The organism is Bradyrhizobium sp. 2TAF36, assembly GCF_052114925.1.
Classification (GTDB): domain Bacteria; phylum Pseudomonadota; class Alphaproteobacteria; order Rhizobiales; family Xanthobacteraceae; genus Bradyrhizobium; species Bradyrhizobium barranii.
In genome coordinates this window covers 1-16,785 of record NZ_JBFRFR010000053.1, presented here as the reverse complement: position 1 = coordinate 16,785, position 16,785 = coordinate 1, and the positions used below count along the sequence as shown (strand labels likewise).

Here is a 16,785-nt window from a genome sequence, read left to right as displayed (position 1 = left end):
AGGCTCACATTGCCGCCTTGAGGGCAGCGAAGCCGCGATCGAGATCGGACTTGAGATCGTCGACGCTTTCGAGGCCGATGTGCAGTCGCAGGGTCGGGCCGCCCGGCGACCACTTCGTGGCGGTGCGATAGGCGTCGCAATCGAAGGGAATCACGAGGCTCTCGAAGCCGCCCCAGGAGAAGCCCATGCCGAACAGCTTGAGCGTGTCGAGCATGGTGTCGACGGCCTTCTGCGGCGCCGGCTTCAACACGATGCTGAACAGGCCCGACGCGCCGGTGAAATCGCGCTTCCAGATGGCATGGCCGGGATCGGTCTCGAGCGCCGGATGCAGCACGCGCGCGACCTCGGGGCGGGCCGCGAGCCAGCGCGCCATGTCGAGCCCCGAGCGGTGATGCTGCGCCAATCGTACCGACAGCGTGCGCAGGCCGCGCAGCGCCAGGAAGACGTCGTCAGGGCCGGCGCAGACGCCGAGCAGGCGGATGCCTTCGGCAATCTGCGGCCACGCCTTGGCGTTGGCCGAGATGGTGCCGAACATGATGTCGGAATGGCCGCCGATATACTTGGTGGCGGCCTGCATGCTGATGTCGACACCCTGGTCGAGCGAGCGATGATAGAGCGGCGTCGCCCAGGTGTTGTCGTCGATGACGAGCGCATCGCGCGCATGCGCGACCTCGGCGATGGCGCGGATGTCAGGCATCTCGAACGACTGCGAGCCCGGCGCCTCCACCAGCACCGCGCGGGTGTTGGGCTTGAACAGCTTGTCGATGCTCGCGCCGATCAGCGGATCGAAATAGGTGGTCTCGATGCCGAGGCGCGCGAGCATGCCGTTGCAGAAATTGCGCGAGGGCCGATAGACGTTGTCGCAGACGAGCAGATGGTCGCCGGTCTTCAGCACCGAGAGCAGGGTGGTGGAGATCGCCGACAGGCCTGACGGCACGATGCCGACGCCGGCGCATTGCGGCCCCTCCAGTGCCATCAGCGTCTCCTGGAACGCCCTGGTGGTGGGGGTGCCGTGGCGGCCGTACTGGAACTCGCCGCGATGGGCGTGCAGGTCCTCAGCGGTCGGATAGAGCACGGTCGAACCGTGAAACACCGGCGGATTGACGAACCCCTTCTGCGCCTTGGTGTCGCGGCCGGAGGTCACCAGCCGGGTTTCGGCGTGCTGTTGGGCGGGATGCGAGGAATCCATGCGTCTGCTTTCAAAAAGCGCGTTTCCACCGGGCGCGCCGCGCCCGCGGGCCGGCCGAAGGCCGCTGCCGTTAATAACAGAACACAGAAGAGTCCCGTCAACCCCTTGACCCGGCTCGCCAGTCGTTCTGAGATGCGCGGGTGCTATTCAGTCGCCGCATGTTGAGGGGCTGCCGCGACCTTCGATCCATCGCCTGACCGGACCTTGCGTCACAGCCATAACGGCGGACGCCTGCGGCGGGGATTAAGGTATGGCCTCCCGGGATGGGCGAGTGTTCGGCAAGGTTTTCCAGCATGACTCTTGCAAGGCTAGTCTTGATGCGGCTAGCCCTGGCGGAGACGATCCCAAAGACGCCATTCCTGACCTTGAGACGACTTTGAAAGGCCTTCAGCCCATGAAACGCGTAACCCTGGCTCTCACTCTCGCTGTCGCCGCCGGCCTCTCCGCCCAGGCCGCCGATGCGCAAACGCTCAAGACCATCAAGGACCGGGGCATGCTGTCCTGCGGCGTCAGCCAAGGCCTGCCCGGCTTCTCCTCGCCCGACGACAAGGGCAACTGGACCGGGCTTGACGTCGACCTCTGCCGCGCGATCGCAGGCGCGATCTTCAACGATGCGACCAAGGTCAAGTACGTGCCGTTGTCCGCCAAGGATCGTTTCACGGCGCTGCAATCCGGCGAAATCGACGTGCTCTCGCGCAACACCACCTGGACCATCTCGCGCGACACCTCGCTCGGCGCCAACTTCACCGGCGTGACCTATTACGACGGGCAGGGCTTCATGGTGAAGAAGTCGCTCAAGGTGAATTCGGCGCTCGAGCTCAACAGCGCCTCGGTCTGCGTCCAGACCGGCACCACCACCGAGCAGAATCTCGCCGACTACTTCAAGGCCAACAACATGAAGTACGAGGTGATCGCGTTCGGCACCAACGACGAGACCGTCAAGGCCTATGAAGCCGGGCGCTGCGACGTCTTCACCACCGACCAGTCGGGCCTGTACGCCAACCGCCTCAAGCTTGCCAATCCCAACGACCATATGGTGCTCCCCGAAATCATCTCGAAGGAGCCGCTCGGGCCGATGGTGCGCCACGGCGACGACCAGTGGTTCGACATCGTGAAATGGACGCTGTTCGCCATGGTTACCGCCGAAGAGCTCGGCGTGACCTCGAAGAACGTGGACGAGAAGGCGAAACTGGAAAATCCGGAGCTGAAGCGCGTGCTCGGCAGCGACGGCAATTTCGGCGAACAGCTCGGCCTGACCAAGGACTGGGTGGTGCGGATCGTGAAGGCCACCGGCAATTACGGCGAGGTGTTCGACCGCAACGTCGGCGCCGGTTCGCCGCTCGGCATCAGCCGTGGCCTCAACAATCTCTGGAATAAGGGCGGTCTTCAGTACGCGCCGCCGATCCGCTGATCCCGCCTGATCCGCGGCGATGAGCACCGAGGCTCGAAAACCGCCGGCCCAGATCGCGCTGAAGATCAGGCGCGTTCTGGGCGGCAAGGCAGGCTGGAACGGCGTCGCCGTCCAGTTTGCCTTCGCGGCGATCCTGGGCTGGATTGGCTATGAGATCGTCTCCAACGCCCGGACGAACCTCGAAAACCAGCACATTGCCGCCGGCTTCGGCTTCCTCCGGAACAATGCCGGCTTCGACGTCAACCAGACCCTGATCTCCTACACCGGCTCGGACACGTTCCTGCGCGTGTTCGTGGTCGGGCTTTTGAACACGCTCGTGGTCTCGGTGGTAGGCATCTTCTTCGCCACCGTGATCGGCTTCATCGTCGCGCTGTGCCGGCTGTCGCCCAACTGGCTGTTGTCGCGCGTCGGCGAGATCTATGTCGAGATCTGCCGAAATCTGCCGGTGCTGTTCCAGATCCTGTTCTGGTACCTGGCGGTTCTCGCGGCCTTGCCCAATCCGCGGCAGAGCATTTCGCTGCTGGGCATCGCCTTCATCAGCAACCGTGGGCTCGTCATTCCGCGCCCGATCGGCGAGGGCGGCTTCGAGCCGTTCCTGGCGATGCTGGTCCTCGGCATCGTCGCTTCGCTGGTTTTGCGCTTCTATGCGCGGCGGGCGCTATTTCAGCGCGGTCAGATGATCCGGATCTGGCCCTATGTGCTGGGCCTGCTGTTCGGGCTGCCGCTCGCGGCCGTGCTGGTGTTCGGCCTGCCCTTCACCTTCGAGCTGCCGCAGCTCAAGGGGTTCAATTTTGCCGGCGGCTCAAGAGTCATCCCGGAATTCGTGGCGCTGACGCTGGCGCTGTCGACCTATACCGCGGCCTTCATCGCCGAGATCGTGCGCGCCGGCATCCTGTCTGTCCACTCCGGTCAGATGGAAGCGGGATCCTCGCTGGGGCTGAGCCGCGGCACCACGTTGCGCCTGATCGTCGTGCCGCAGGCGATGCGCGTGATCGTGCCGCCGCTGACCAACCAGTATCTCAACCTCACCAAGAACTCTTCGCTGGCGGTCGCGATCGGCTATCCCGACCTCGTCTCGGTGTTCGCCGGCACGTCGCTGAGCCAGACCGGGCAGGCGATCGAGATCATTGCCATGACGATGGGTGTCTACCTCCTGATCTCGCTGCTCACGAGCGCCGTCATGAGCGTCTACGGTTGGCGCGTCAGCCGGAGTCTGGGCGCATGAGCGACATCATCTCGTCCGCCTATGTCCGCCGGGACCTGCTCACCGAGCGTCCCGCGCCGGTCAAGACCACGGGCTTCATCGGCCTGATGCGCACGCGCCTGTTCAATTCGCCGACCAACATTTTGCTCACGATCGTCGGCGCCTTGCTGCTCTGGTTCACCGTCATTCCTGCCGTGAAGTTCCTGATGGTCGATGCGGTCTGGACCGGCAAGGATCGCAGGGCGTGCCTGACCGAGAATGCCGGCTTTACGGTCGGCGCCTGCTGGCCCTTCATCCAGGCCAAGCTGCCGCAACTGATCTACGGCTTCTATCCCGAGGCCGAGCGCTGGCGGGTCAATCTCGCGCTGATCCTGGCGGCGGCTCTGCTGCTGCCGCTGCTCATTCCGCGCCTGCCGGCGAAAGGACTGAACGCAAGTCTCTTCTTCTTCGCCTTTCCMGTGGTGGCGTTCTTTCTGCTGCACGGCGGCGGCATCACCGGGTTCGGCCTGAGCTGGACGGCCGGCCTGCTGCAATTGTTCGACGACAGCATCATCGGCGCCGGGCAGGCTCTGCTCAGTCTCGCCAAGACCTCAGCCATCGCACCGCTCTTCTGGCTGGCCGGCAATCTCATCGTGCTGGTCGGCAGCGCGATCTACTGGCTGATCTTTCCGCTGACCTGGCTGCGTGACCAGCTCCAGGCGACGGGCCAGTCGGTCTGGGCCGATTTCGCCATCACGGCGGCGGTCGTCTCCCTGATCGCCTTCGTTGTCGGCGGCGGCGTTCGCACCGGCGGCCGGGCGCTGACATCCAGCATCGCCACCTTTGTCGGCATCGCGGTCGTGATCAAGCTGATGGGGCTCGATCACGGCGGCCTGCCGGTCGTGACCACGAATCTGTGGGGCGGGCTTCTGGTGACGCTGGTGGTCTCCGTGACCGGCATCGTCACCTCGCTGCCGATCGGCATCGCGCTGGCGCTCGGCCGCCGCTCGACCATTCCGCTAATCCGGATCTTCTCGATCGCCTTCATCGAGTTCTGGCGCGGCGTGCCGCTGATCACCGTGCTGTTCTTCGCGACCTACATGCTGCCTTTGTTCCTGCCGGGCAATTTCACGGTCGACGGTCTGGTGCGCGCGCTGATCGGCATTTCGCTGTTCACGGGCGCCTATCAGGCCGAGAACGTCCGCGGCGGGTTGGCCGCGATCCCGCGCGGGCAGGGCGAGGCGGCGGCCGCCCTGGGCCTGTCCTGGTGGAAGACGACCTCGCTGATCGTGCTGCCGCAGGCGCTGCGCCACGTCATTCCGAACCTCGTCAACAGCTTCATCTCGCTGTTCAAGGACACGTCGCTGGTCTCGATCGTGGCGCTATTCGACCTGCTGGGCTCGCTCCGGGCGTCGTTCTCGGATCCGAAATGGTCGACGCCGTCGACCGCGTTCACCGGCTTTGCCTTCGCCGGGATCATCTACTTCATCTTCTGCTTTGGAATGTCGCGCTACTCGCTCTTCGTCGAGCACCGCCTCAACGCTCACCGTCGCAACTGATCGAGGTCATCATGTCCGACCCCATCGTCAAGATTTCCGGCCTCAACAAATGGTACGGCGAGTTCCATGTGCTGCGCGACATCGACCTCGAGGTCAAGAAGGGCGAGCGCATCGTGATCTGCGGCCCCTCGGGCTCGGGCAAGTCGACGTTGATCCGCTGCATCAACGCGCTCGAGGAATTCCAGGAGGGCGAGATCGTCGTCGACGGCATCGAGCTCGGGCCGAACCTGAAGCACGTCGATGCGGTCCGCCGCGAGGTCGGCATGGTGTTCCAGAGCTTCAACCTGTTCCCGCATCTGACCGTCCTGGAGAATTGCACGCTGGCGCCGATCTGGGTGCGGAACATCCCGAAGAGGGACGCCGAAGTCAACGCGATGAAATTCCTGGAGCGGGTCAAGATCCCGCATCAGGCCAACAAGTTTCCCGGACAGATGTCCGGCGGCCAGCAGCAGCGCGTCGCGATCGCACGCGCGCTGACGATGAACCCCAAGGTAATGCTGTTCGACGAGCCGACCTCGGCGCTCGACCCCGAAATGGTCAAGGAAGTGCTCGACACCATGGTCGACCTCGCCGAGGAGGGCATGACCATGCTGGTCGTCACTCACGAAATGGGCTTCGCCCGCGAGGTCGCCAACCGCGTCGTGTTCATGGATGCGGGCCAGATCATCGAGGCCAATACGCCGAACGAGTTCTTCGCCGCTCCCCAGCACGCACGGACGAAGCTGTTCTTGAGCCAGATCTTGCGGTGACCCCGTAGGGTGGGCAAAGGCGCCTTTGCGCCGTGCCCACCATCCGTCCGCAGTCTCCGGCAAGCAAGGTGGGCACGCTTCGCTTTGCCCACCTTACGGCTACGGCACCGCGGCTTGGCTCAACTTGAGCCGGACTTCGAAATCCGGGCGGCCGCAACCCTCCCGGCCTAGACGAACGGCGGCTTGATGTTGCTGCGCTTCTCCAGCCATTCCGGCACCGGCAGGTTCTTGGCGCGCATGAAGTCGGCATTGAACAGCTTCGACTGATAGCGGCTGCCGGAATCGCAGAGCACGGTCACGATGGTCTTGCCGGGCCCGAGCTGTTTCGCGAGTCGTATCGCGCCGGCGATGTTGATGCCGGTGGAACCGCCGAGGCACAGGCCTTCGTGCTGGAGCAACTCGTAGATCACCGTGACGGCTTCCGCGTCGGGAACGAGATAGGCGTCATCCACCTTCGCGCTCTCGACGATTGCGGTCGCACGGTTGAGGCCGATACCTTCCGTGATCGAGCCGCCCGGCGTCGCCTTGGCGTCGCCGCTCCGGAAATATTCGAACATGCCGGCGCCATGCGGATCGGCGCAGGCGATCCGGACGTCCTTGTTCTTCTCTTTCAGATAGCGGCTGACGCCGGCGAGCGTGCCGCCGCTGCCGACCGAGCAGACGAAGCCGTCGACCTTGCCGCCGGTCTGCTCCCAGATCTCGGGACCCGTCGACTCGTAGTGCGCCTTCGCATTGTCGAGGTTATTCCACTGGTCTGCGAACAGCACGCCATTGGGCTCGGTCTTGCGCAGCTCGTCGGCGAGCCGGCGACCAACATGCTGATAATTGTTGGGATTGGCATAGGGCAGGGCCGGCACCTCGACCAGCTCGGCGCCGCACAGCTTCAGAAAATCCTTCTTCTCCTGGCTCTGCGTCTCCGGGATCACGATCAGCGTGCGGTAACCGCGCGCGCTCGCCACGACCGCGAGGCCGATTCCGGTGTTGCCGGCGGTCGCCTCCACCACGAGACCGCCCGGCTTGAGCTCGCCGCGCTTCTCGGCCTCCAGGATCATCCATTTGCCGGCGCGGTCCTTCACCGACTGGCCCGGATTCATGAACTCGGCCTTGCCCAGAATGGTGCAGCCGGTCAGTTCGGAGGCGCGCTTGAGCTTGATGAGCGGGGTGTTGCCGATGGCTTCGACAACGTCATTTTTGATGGTCATGTCAGGCAATTACCGGCTGGATCATAGGGTGGGCGCGACCCTAAAGTAGGGTGGCGGGCCTTACAAGCGACCCTTGCAAGGCGAGCCCGCAAACTCTTATTGCTGCTTTGCGAAGATGACTTGCCGGACGTCGATATTTCCGGACAGGAATCCGGCCTCGCAATAGGACAGGTAATACTCCCACAGCCGCCGGAACCGGTCGTCGAAGCCGAGCGGCACGAGGCCCGGCCAGGCCGTCTGGAAGTTATTCCGCCAGGTGGCCAGCGTCTTGGCATAATCCTGCCCGAAGATGCGCTCGCGAATGACGGGCAGGCCGAACGTGTCGCCGAGCGACTTGAGCACGGCGGGCGAGGGCAGCATGCCGCCGGGAAAGACGTAGCGCTGGATGAAGTCCACCTCGCGCCGGTAGCTCTGGAACAGCCTGTCCTGGATGGTGATCGCCTGGATGCCGGCGAGGCCGCCGGGCAGCAGCCGGTCCCGCAACTGGGCGAAATATTTCGGCCAGAACTGCTCGCCGACGGCCTCGATCATCTCGATCGAGGCGATGCGGTCGTAGCGGTCGCATTCGTCGCGATAATCCTGAAGACGGATCTCGACCTTGTCGGCAAGGCCCGCCTCGTGAATGCGCTTCTGCGCAAAATCGCGCTGCTCGGTCGAGATCGTGAGGCCCACCACGCGCGTGCCGAAGGTCTTTGCGGCGAACTCGGCGAAGCCGCCCCAGCCGCAGCCGATCTCGAGCAGCGTCTGGTCCGGCTTCAGGTCGAGCGCCTCGGCGAGCCGGCGGTATTTGTTGGTCTGGGCTGCCGTGAGATCGCAGGTGCTCTCCTCGAACAGCGCCGAGGAATAGGTCATGCCGGGATCGAGCCAGGCCGAATAGAACGCGTTGCCGATGTCGTAATGGGCATGGATGTTGCGCCGCGCCTGACGGCGGGTGTTGCGGTTGAACCAGTGCTGCAGCAGCTGGACGAACCGCATCAGCGGCTTGTCGTTCAGCATGGCCTGGATCAGATCGTGATTGACGCAGAACAGGTAGAGGAATTGCGTCAGGTCCGGCGTATCCCAGTCGCCGGCGAGATAGGCCTCCGCGATGCCGATGTCGCCGCCGTTGATGAGGCGCGACGCGAAGCCGTAATTGTGCAGCCGCATCGCCGCATTCGGGCCCGGCTCCTGGCCGCCGAGGCGGATCACGCGTCCGTCGGGCAGGGTGACGTCGAGCGTTCCTCGCCGCAGCCGTGCGCCAAAACTGAGTGCGAGCCGAACGATGCGCGGCAGATCGGCAAGCACTGTGTCTATGGTGTCTGACGTCACCGAGATGGTATGCGACATCGGCAGATCCATCACCTGAACGGATACTGTCCGACCGCGAGCCAGGCGCCCCCATACGCCTCATATCGCTGGACCCGAGGGCGCCCCGCAAACGGTCAGCGTCGAATCATGCGCATGATATAGGTGTGCGCTGCGCCGGTCGCCAAGGGGCTGGCGGGGTACCTCCGGCAGTCCACCGCCGTGTGCACAGCGCAATTGCGGGCCAGCACCCGATCATAGCGCGCCGTGCGCTCAGCTAAGGCCAGGGAAGCTGCGGTGCGCCGCGGCGCAGGTTTCGGTGGAGCGCCTGGCGGGACCGGTAGCCCTGGCGTCGGCGTGGCGGCAATATCACATGAAATCTTGGTAAGCTTGAATGCGCCCCGGGCCGAGGTTGGAATACAAAATAGCCCTGTGACACAGGCATATTTTGTATTTGCGTGAGTTCGGCATCGACGCATTCGAGGCCGCATTTCGCAGGTGCGGGACTGTCCCCCTGTTCCGCGCCCCGCTAGTATGAACTTCAGGTTCCGCAGAAAGCATCACGGCTGTGAACGAGTTACATAAACGCCCCCGGCCGTCCCGCCACGAATCGGTTAATCCGGCTCTGCGGTGGCGGATCGATCTGCCCGGCGGGGGGTGGATGTGACACAGGATGGTCCTGCGGTCGCCATGAGGCAATCTCCCGGCCTTACGTTCCGGACGTCGCGCGCGGCGCGATGGGCTGCCGTGGCGTGCCTTGCCGCCAGTTCAGGCGCCTGCGTGCTGACGCAGGATTTGCCCGATCCCGCACTCGATGTTCCCACGCAGTACAAATACGCGGGCAAGCCGGATGTGCCGCCGTCGCTGGATTGGTGGCGCGGCTTTCGCTCCGCGGAACTGACGCAACTGATGGAGGAGGCGCAGACCGTCAATCTCGACATCGCCGCCGCCGTCGCGCGCATCGTCCAGGCCGACGCCCAGGCGCGGCAGGCGGGCGCGGCGCTGCTGCCGAGCCTGTCGGGCGGCGGATCGGAAACCTATTCACGCACCTCGGGTTCGAGCGCCTCGGGCCTGTCCATCGGCGGCCGCGAGGTCGTCAACTATTCGGCGTCGCTGAGCGCGAGCTACCAGCTCGACTTCTGGGGCCAGAACCGCGATGCGCTGCAATCGGCGGAAGAGACGGCGAATGCCAACCGGTTCGATCGCGACGTCGTCGCGCTGACGACGCTGGCCGGCGTCGCCAACGCCTATTTCCAGGTGCTGGCCTCGCAGGATCGCCTGCGTACCGCCCAGAGCAACATCGCCAGCGCGCAGCGCATCCTTGATGCCATCCGCGAGCGCCGCAAGGCCGGCACCGGGACCGATCTCGACGTCGCCCAGCAGGAGAGCGTGGTCGCCAACCAGAAGGCGCTGGTGCCGCCGCTGCGCCAGACGCTCGACCAGAACGTCAACGCGCTCGCCGTGCTGGTATCGCGGCCGCCGGAGAGCGTCCGCGTGCTCGGCGGCTCGCTGAACAAGATCGCCATCCCGCGCGTCACGCCCGGCCTGCCGTCGGAGCTTTTGACGCAGCGGCCCGACATCCGCCGCCAGGAGGCACAGCTCGCCTCGGCGACCGCGAACATCGGCAATGCCCGCGCGCAGTTCTTTCCGACGATCCAGCTCACCGGCAATGGCGGCTATCAGAGCTCGGCGCTGGTCTCGCTGTTCCAGCCGCATGCGGCCTTCTTCCAGCTCGTCGGAAGCGCCACGCAGCCGATCTTCGACGGCGGCAAGATCCTCGGCAATTTCGAATTCGCCAAGGCGCGGCAGGACGAGTTGCTCCAGACCTACCGCAAGACCATCATCCAGTCGTTTGCGGACGTCGACAACGCGCTGTATTCGATCAAGCAGACCACGATCAAGCTACAATTGCAGCGCGATGTCGTTACCTCGTCGAAGCGCGCCTTCGATCTCGCCGAGCAGCAATTGCGCGCCGGCACGGCCGACATCGTGACTGTGCTGAACGTCCAGCAGACACTATTTCAGGCCGAAGATGCGTTGTGGCAGGCCCAACTCGCACGGCTTCTCGCCATCGTCAGCCTGTATCAGGCGCTCGGCGGCGGCTGGGAGCCGCGAATGGAGAAACCGGTCAATGCTCTTTAAGCCGGATACGAAGGAAGGCGCGAAAGAAGGGACGGCGAAGAAATCGCGCGGCCGCGGCTTCGTCATGACCCTGATCACGCTCGCCATCCTTGGCGGGCTCGGTTATTTCGGCTGGACCGTCTGGCATCAGCAGCCGCAGCAGGCGAATGGCCGCAACCAGCGGCCCGATCTGCCGGTGCCGGTGCTGGCGGCGACGCCCCGCATCCAGGACGTCCCGGTCTATCTCGACGGCGTGGGAGCGATCCGCGCGCTCAACACCGTGACCGTGCGCTCGCAGGTCGACGGCAAGCTGATCGCCGTGAAATTCACCGAGGGCCAGGACGTCAAGAAGGGCGACGTGCTCGGCGAGATCGATCCCGCGCTCTACCAGGCGACGTATGATCAGGCCGTCGCCAAGAAAGCGCAGGACGAGGCGCAGCTCGCCAACCAGCGCATCGACCTTACGCGCTACGAGCAGTTAGCTGCCTCCAACGCGGGCTCCAAACAACAGGCCGACACCCAGCGCGCCGCGGTCGCGCAGACCGAGGCGCTGGTCAAAGCCGACCAGGCCGCGATCGACAATGCGGCGGCGACGTTGAGCTACACCAAGATCGTGGCGCCGCTTTCGGGCCGCGCCGGCCTGCGGCAGGTCGACCAGGGCAACATCATCCACGCCGCCGACGCCACCGGCCTCCTGGTGATCACGCAATTGCAGCCGATCGCGGTGTGGTTCAGCCTGCCGCAGCAGCAGATCATGCGCGTCAACGCAGYGGCGTCGAAGGGCACGCTCGCGGTCGACGTGTTCGGCAATGACGGCATCACCGTGATCGACACCGGCAAGCTGACCGGCATCGACAACCAGGTCGACCAGACCACCGGCACGCTCAAGCTCAAGGCGGAATTCCCCAACGCCAATTACCAGCTCTGGCCGGGCCAGTTCGTCAATGTCCGCCTCAAGGTCGAGACCTTGATGCAGGCGCTGGTGGTGCCGACATCGGCGGTGCAGCGCGGACCGATCGGCACCTTCAGCTACGTCATCGGCGAGGACAATGTCGTCTCCGCCAAGCCGGTGACCGTGACCCAGCAGAACGAGCATGACGCCGTCATTGCCAGCGGCTTGTCGCCGACCGACAAGGTCGTCACGACCGGCTTTGCCAATCTGTCCGACGGCTCCAAGGTGGTCGTCGGCCGCGATGACCAGACACCGTCGGCCGATCTCGCCCCGCGCAAGCGCACGCGCGGCCCGGATGGCCAGAAGAAGGATGGGCAGGCCAAGGACGGGCAAAAGGACGGACAGGGCAAGGACGGCGAGCACCGCGCCAAACGGAGCAGCAGCGAAGGCGACCAGAAGGGGCAGACCGGCGCGGCACCGGGGCCGGGGGCCTCGGGACCAGGAGCCAAGCAGCCATGATCCCGACAACAGCCGCCTGAGCGGCAGGCACATCCCATGGGCGTCTCCGAACCCTTCATCCGCCGCCCGATCGCGACCTCGCTGCTCGGCATCGCCCTGCTGATCGGGGGCGCGCTCGGCTATTTCTCGCTGCCGGTCTCGGCGCTGCCGCAGGTCGACTTCCCGACCGTGCAGGTGACGACGCAGCTGCCGGGCGCCAGCCCCGACGTGATCGCCTCGCTGATCACCGCGCCGCTGGAGCGGCAGCTCGGCCAGATCCCGTCGCTGTCGGCGATGAACTCGACGAGTTCGTTCGGCGTCAGCCAGATCTCGCTTCAGTTCGATCTCAACCGCGACATCGACGGCGCGACCCAGGACGTGCAGGCCGCGATCAACGCGGCGGCCGGCGTGCTGCCCAAGACGCTGCCGTATCCGCCGACCTACGCCAAGGTGAACCCGGCGGACGCACCGGTGATGACGCTGGCGCTTCGCTCCGACACGATCTCGCTGCGGGCGATGAGCGACATCGCCGACACGCTTCTGGCACAGCGGCTGAGCCAGATTTCCGGCGTCGGGCGCGTCTCGGTGCTCGGCGGGCTGAAGCCGGCCGTGCGCGTCCAGGCCGACCTCGCGCGGCTCGCGGCCTATGGCATCGCGATGGAGGATCTGCGCGCCGCGATCGCCAACGCCAACGTCTCGGGGCCAAAAGGCTCGCTCGACGGGGCGCAGCAATCCTACATCATCGCCGCCAACGACCAGATCGCTGCCGCCGACGCCTACAAGCCTGTTATCATCGCCTACCGCAACGGCTCGCCGGTCACGATCGGCGACGTCGCGCAGATCGTGGATGGCCTCGAGAACGACCGCACCGGCGGCTGGTACCAGGGCACGCCGGCGGTCATCATCGACATCCAGCGCCAGCCCGGCGCCAACGTCATCGATGTCGTCAGCCAGATCCGGGCGGAAATCCCAAAGGTCCAGCGCGCCATTCCGGCCGGCGTGAACCTCACCATCGTCTCCGACCGTACCGTCACCATCCGCGCCTCGGTTCGCGACGTGCAGTTCACCCTGATCCTCAGCGTCGTCTTGGTGACGCTGGTGGTGCTGTTGTTCCTGCGCTCCCTGCGGGCCACGCTGATCGCGGGCGTCGCGCTGCCGCTGTCGCTGATCACCAGCTTCGGCATCATGTATTTCGCCGGCTTCAGCCTCGACAATCTGTCGCTGATGGCGCTCACCATCGGCACCGGCTTCGTCGTCGACGACGCCATCGTCATGATCGAGAACATCGTCCGCCACATGGAGAACGGCGATAGCGCGATGGAGGCCTCGCTGAAGGGGGCCAGCGAAATCGGCTTCACCGTGATCTCGCTGACGGTGTCGTTGATCGCGGTGTTCATCCCGCTGCTGTTCATGTCCGGCCTCGTCGGGCGCATGTTCCGCGAATTCGCGCTGACGCTGACGATCGCGGTCGTGACCTCGGCCGTGGTCTCGCTGACGCTGACGCCGATGATGTGCTCGCGGCTGCTCAAGCACGCCCATGAGGAACTGGCGGTGCCGGGATTGGCCGCGATCAGCCGCTTCATCGATAGCACCGTCGAGTTCTATCACCGGACGCTGCTCTGGGTCCTGGAACGCCAGCGCGCCACGCTGCTCGTGACATTTGCGACCCTGGTCGCGACCCTCGTCCTCTACGTCGTCGCGCCAAAGGGCTTTCTGCCGCTTCAGGACACCGCCTCGATCACGGCGGTGACGGAGGCGGGACCCGACGTGTCGTTCACCGAGATGCAGAAGCGTCAGGCCGAGGCGGCCGATGCCATCAAGGCCGATCCTGACGTGGTCGGCGTGGTCTCGGTGATCGGGGCGGGCTCGGTCAACCCGACCACCAATGTCGGGCGCCTGGTCATGACCTTGAAGCCGCGCGGCGAGCGGCGCGACGACGTCAGCGCGGTCGTGACCCGGCTGAAGGAACGGGTGTCGGCCATCCCCGGCATGACCGTCTATTTCCAGCCGGTGCAGGACGTGCAGATCTCGACCCAGTCGAGCCGTTCGCAGTACCAGTACACGCTGACCGGGACCGATGCGACGCTAGTGTCGGAATGGGCGCGCAAGCTTGTTGCCGAGATGCGGCGCGATCCGCTGTTCCGCGACGTCTCCTCGGAGGCGCAGGAGGGCGGCCTGCGGGCGCAGCTCGATGTGGACCGGACCCGGGCCGGGCAGCTCGGCGTGAGCCTGCAGGGAATCACCGACACGCTCAACGATGCGTTCGCGCAGCGGCAGATCTCGACCATCTACGGCCAGGCCAACCAGTACCGCGTGGTGCTGGAGGCGCTGCCGATGTACCAGCGCGATCCCTCGATCCTGTCGAAGCTGTATCTGCCGGGCGCGGCGAGCAGCATCGTGGGCGCGCCCAACGCCCAGGTGCCGCTCTCGGCCGTGGCGACGCTGAAGCGCACCACGGCGCCGCTCGCGATCTCGCACCAGGCGCAATTCCCGTCGATCTCGCTCAGCTTCAACCTCGCCCCGGGCGCCGCGCTCGGCGATGCCGTCGAGGCGGTGAAGACGATCGAGACCCGGATCGAGATGCCCAACAGCATCGTCGGCGTCTATGCTGGCGATGCCGCCGAATTCGCCAAGGCGCTCGCCGGCCAGCCCTGGCTGCTGCTCGCCGCCGTGATCACGATCTACATCGTGCTGGGCGTGCTCTATGAGAGCTACATCCACCCGATCACCATCCTGTCGACGCTGCCTTCGGCCGGCGTCGGCGCGATCCTGGCGCTGATGCTGTGCGGGCAGGACCTCTCGGTGATCGGCCTGATCGGCATTATCCTGCTGATSGGCATCGTCAAGAAGAACGCGATCATGATGATCGACTTCGCGCTCGAGGCCGAGCGCCGGCAGGGGATGTCGCCGAACGAGGCGATCGTGCAGGCCTGTCTCTTGCGCTTCCGTCCGATCATGATGACAACGCTGGCGGCGCTGTTCGGCGCGCTGCCGCTCGCAATCGAGAGCGGCACCGGCGCCGAGCTGCGCTTTCCGCTCGGCATCTCCATCATCGGCGGCCTGCTGCTGAGCCAGCTTTTGACGCTCTACACCACGCCCGTGATCTACCTGGCGCTCGACCGCATCAACCGCCGCCTCGAGCAGGCGCTGCCGCCGGCTGAATCCGGCGGCCCGCCGGTCGCGGGCGCGACCGAGGGGATGCAGTGATGGCATCGATCTCGGAGCCCTTCATCCGCCGGCCGGTCGCGACCACGCTGCTGTCGATCGGGTTGTTCCTGCTGGGTGTCGTCGCCTACGAGTTCCTGCCTGTCGCCTCGGTCCCGAACGTCGACTTCCCCGCCATCTTCGTGTCGGCCAGCCGGCCGGGCGCCGACCCGTCCGTCATGGCGGCGACGGTGGCCTCGCCATTGGAGCGTCGGCTCGGCGAGATCGCGGGCATCAACCAGATCACCTCGACGTCGTCGCTCGGCACGACCAGCATCCAGCTGCAGTTCGACATCGGTCGCAACATCGACAAGGCCGCACGCGACGTGCAGGCGGCGATCAACGCGGCGCTGATCGACCTGCCGAGCGACCTCCCGACGCTGCCGCGCTTCCGCAAGGCGAACACGGCCGGCGCGCCCGTTTTCGTACTGGCGCTGACCTCGAAGACGCTGTCGGCCAGCGCGATCTACGACGTCGCCGATACCGTGCTCGCGCAACGCATCTCGCAGGTGCCTGGTGTCGGCGACGTGACGGTGAGCGGCGCCGATCAGCCGGCGGTGCGCGTGCAGCTCAACCCCGTCGCGCTGTCTAACGCCGGCATCGCCACCGACGACGTCAGGACTGCAATCATCAATGCCAACCCGCTTGGTCCCGTCGGCATCTTCAACGGCGAGCGCCAGAGCGAGACGCTGTCGCTGAACAAGCAGATGCGGACGGCGAAAGAGTTCCGCGACATCATCATCAAGAGCTCGAACGGCAATTTCGTCCGGCTGTCCGACGTCGCCGACATCGAGGACTCCGTCCGCAACGCTCGCTCCATCGCCTGGTTCAACAAGCAGCCGGCGGTGCTGATCCAGATCACCAAGCAGGGCGACGCCAACGTCATCGACACCGTCGACCGGGTGAAGGCGCTGATCCCGGCGCTGAAGCAATGGATCCCGGCGGGTGTCGATATTTCCACGCTGGTCGACCGCACCAGTACGATCCGCGCCAGCGTGCTCGACATGCAGTGGACGCTGCTGGCAACCGCTGTCCTCGTGATGGTCGTGGTGTTCGTGTTCCTACGGCGGCTGACGCCGACGATCGCGGCTGGCATCTCGGTGCCGCTGGCGCTGGCCGGGACCTGTGCCGGGATGTGGGTCGCGGGCTTCTCGATCGACAATCTGTCGCTGATGGCGCTGGCGATCTCGGTCGGCTTCGTGGTCGACGACGCCATCGTCATGATCGAGAACATGTACCGCAATCTCGAGCATGGCATGCGGCCGCTCCAGGCCGCGCTCGTTGGCGCCCGGCAGATCGGGTTCACCGTGGTCTCGATCAGCCTGTCGCTGATCGCGGCTTTCACGCCGCTGATCTTCATGGACGGCATCGTCGGCCGCCTGCTGCGCGAGTTCTCGCTGACGCTGACCTTTGCGATCCTGGTCTCGACGCTGGTGTCGCTGACGGTCACGCCGATGATCTGCGCCCATTACATCCGGCAGACCACGTCCGGC

At 65.4% G+C, this 16,785-nt stretch carries 11 protein-coding genes; 8 read left to right on the top strand and 3 right to left on the bottom strand.

Features of this window, described 5'->3' with window-relative positions; genetic code table 11:
* Positions 1–4: 4 nt before the first annotated feature.
* The gene (metC, locus tag AB4Z51_RS28055; protein WP_135213582.1) at positions 5–1,189 is read right to left on the bottom strand and encodes a cystathionine beta-lyase; all 1,185 of its coding nucleotides are present in this window, start codon (positions 1,187–1,189) and stop codon (positions 5–7) included.
* A 394-nt stretch (positions 1,190–1,583) separates the two neighbouring features.
* Between metC and AB4Z51_RS28050 the strand changes: the two genes are divergently transcribed.
* Genes AB4Z51_RS28050 through AB4Z51_RS28035 form a run of 4 tightly spaced genes read left to right on the top strand, consistent with a single transcriptional unit; the run spans position 1,584 to position 6,091 of the window.
* Positions 1,584–2,600 (top strand): amino acid ABC transporter substrate-binding protein, encoded by a 1,017-nt coding sequence (locus tag AB4Z51_RS28050; RefSeq protein WP_441498427.1) that lies wholly within the window; start codon positions 1,584–1,586, stop codon positions 2,598–2,600.
* 19 nt (positions 2,601–2,619) lie between these two features.
* Positions 2,620–3,825 carry an amino acid ABC transporter permease gene (locus tag AB4Z51_RS28045; RefSeq protein WP_247310409.1) on the top strand — a complete coding sequence of 402 codons (1,206 nt, stop codon included), beginning with the start codon at positions 2,620–2,622 and terminating at the stop codon, positions 3,823–3,825.
* A complete protein-coding gene (locus tag AB4Z51_RS28040; RefSeq protein ID WP_441498426.1) occupies positions 3,822–5,342 on the top strand; it encodes an amino acid ABC transporter permease in 1,521 nt (506 codons plus the stop codon). Before AB4Z51_RS28045 ends, AB4Z51_RS28040 begins: the two co-directional genes overlap by 4 nt.
* 11 nt (positions 5,343–5,353) lie before the next feature.
* Positions 5,354–6,091 (top strand): amino acid ABC transporter ATP-binding protein, encoded by a 738-nt coding sequence (locus AB4Z51_RS28035; protein WP_063983419.1) that lies wholly within the window; start codon positions 5,354–5,356, stop codon positions 6,089–6,091.
* Between the two features lie 167 nt (positions 6,092–6,258).
* Here AB4Z51_RS28035 and AB4Z51_RS28030 read toward each other — a convergent pair whose 3' ends face one another.
* Entirely contained in the window at positions 6,259–7,293 is a 1,035-nt protein-coding gene (locus AB4Z51_RS28030) for a cysteine synthase A (RefSeq protein WP_135213586.1), read from the bottom strand.
* A 96-nt stretch (positions 7,294–7,389) separates the two neighbouring features.
* Positions 7,390–8,619: an SAM-dependent methyltransferase gene (locus AB4Z51_RS28025; protein ID WP_135213587.1), complete on the bottom strand. Its 1,230-nt coding sequence runs from the start codon at positions 8,617–8,619 to the stop codon at positions 7,390–7,392.
* A gap of 648 nt (positions 8,620–9,267) precedes the next feature.
* Between AB4Z51_RS28025 and AB4Z51_RS28020 the strand changes: the two genes are divergently transcribed.
* The 4 genes from AB4Z51_RS28020 to AB4Z51_RS28005 form a co-directional block, all read left to right on the top strand.
* Complete coding sequence (locus AB4Z51_RS28020; protein WP_244623020.1) at positions 9,268–10,719, top strand: efflux transporter outer membrane subunit; 1,452 nt, start codon at positions 9,268–9,270, stop codon at positions 10,717–10,719.
* Positions 10,709–12,109, top strand: a complete 1,401-nt coding sequence (locus AB4Z51_RS28015) for an efflux RND transporter periplasmic adaptor subunit (protein WP_441498425.1) — start codon at positions 10,709–10,711, stop codon at positions 12,107–12,109. The genes AB4Z51_RS28020 and AB4Z51_RS28015 overlap by 11 nt, the downstream gene beginning before the upstream one ends.
* A 36-nt stretch (positions 12,110–12,145) precedes the next feature.
* The gene (locus AB4Z51_RS28010; RefSeq protein WP_441498424.1) at positions 12,146–15,295 is read left to right on the top strand and encodes an efflux RND transporter permease subunit; all 3,150 of its coding nucleotides are present in this window, start codon (positions 12,146–12,148) and stop codon (positions 15,293–15,295) included.
* A partial coding sequence (locus AB4Z51_RS28005; RefSeq protein ID WP_441498423.1) for an efflux RND transporter permease subunit occupies positions 15,295–16,785 on the top strand: 1,491 nt, incomplete at its 3' end. The genes AB4Z51_RS28010 and AB4Z51_RS28005, both read left to right, overlap by 1 nt.

Excerpts from the sequence above, each read along its gene's own strand:
- AB4Z51_RS28030 (WP_135213586.1), bottom strand. The coding sequence starts at position 7,293 with ATGACCATCAAAAATGACGTTGTCGAAGCCATCGGCAACACCCCGCTC.
- metC (WP_135213582.1), bottom strand. The coding sequence starts at position 1,189 with ATGGATTCCTCGCATCCCGCCCAACAGCACGCCGAAACCCGGCTGGTG.
- AB4Z51_RS28045 (WP_247310409.1), top strand. The coding sequence starts at position 2,620 with ATGAGCACCGAGGCTCGAAAACCGCCGGCCCAGATCGCGCTGAAGATC.
- AB4Z51_RS28035 (WP_063983419.1), top strand. The coding sequence starts at position 5,354 with ATGTCCGACCCCATCGTCAAGATTTCCGGCCTCAACAAATGGTACGGC.
- AB4Z51_RS28020 (WP_244623020.1), top strand. The coding sequence starts at position 9,268 with ATGAGGCAATCTCCCGGCCTTACGTTCCGGACGTCGCGCGCGGCGCGA.
- AB4Z51_RS28025 (WP_135213587.1), bottom strand. The coding sequence starts at position 8,619 with ATGTCGCATACCATCTCGGTGACGTCAGACACCATAGACACAGTGCTT.
- AB4Z51_RS28050 (WP_441498427.1), top strand. The coding sequence starts at position 1,584 with ATGAAACGCGTAACCCTGGCTCTCACTCTCGCTGTCGCCGCCGGCCTC.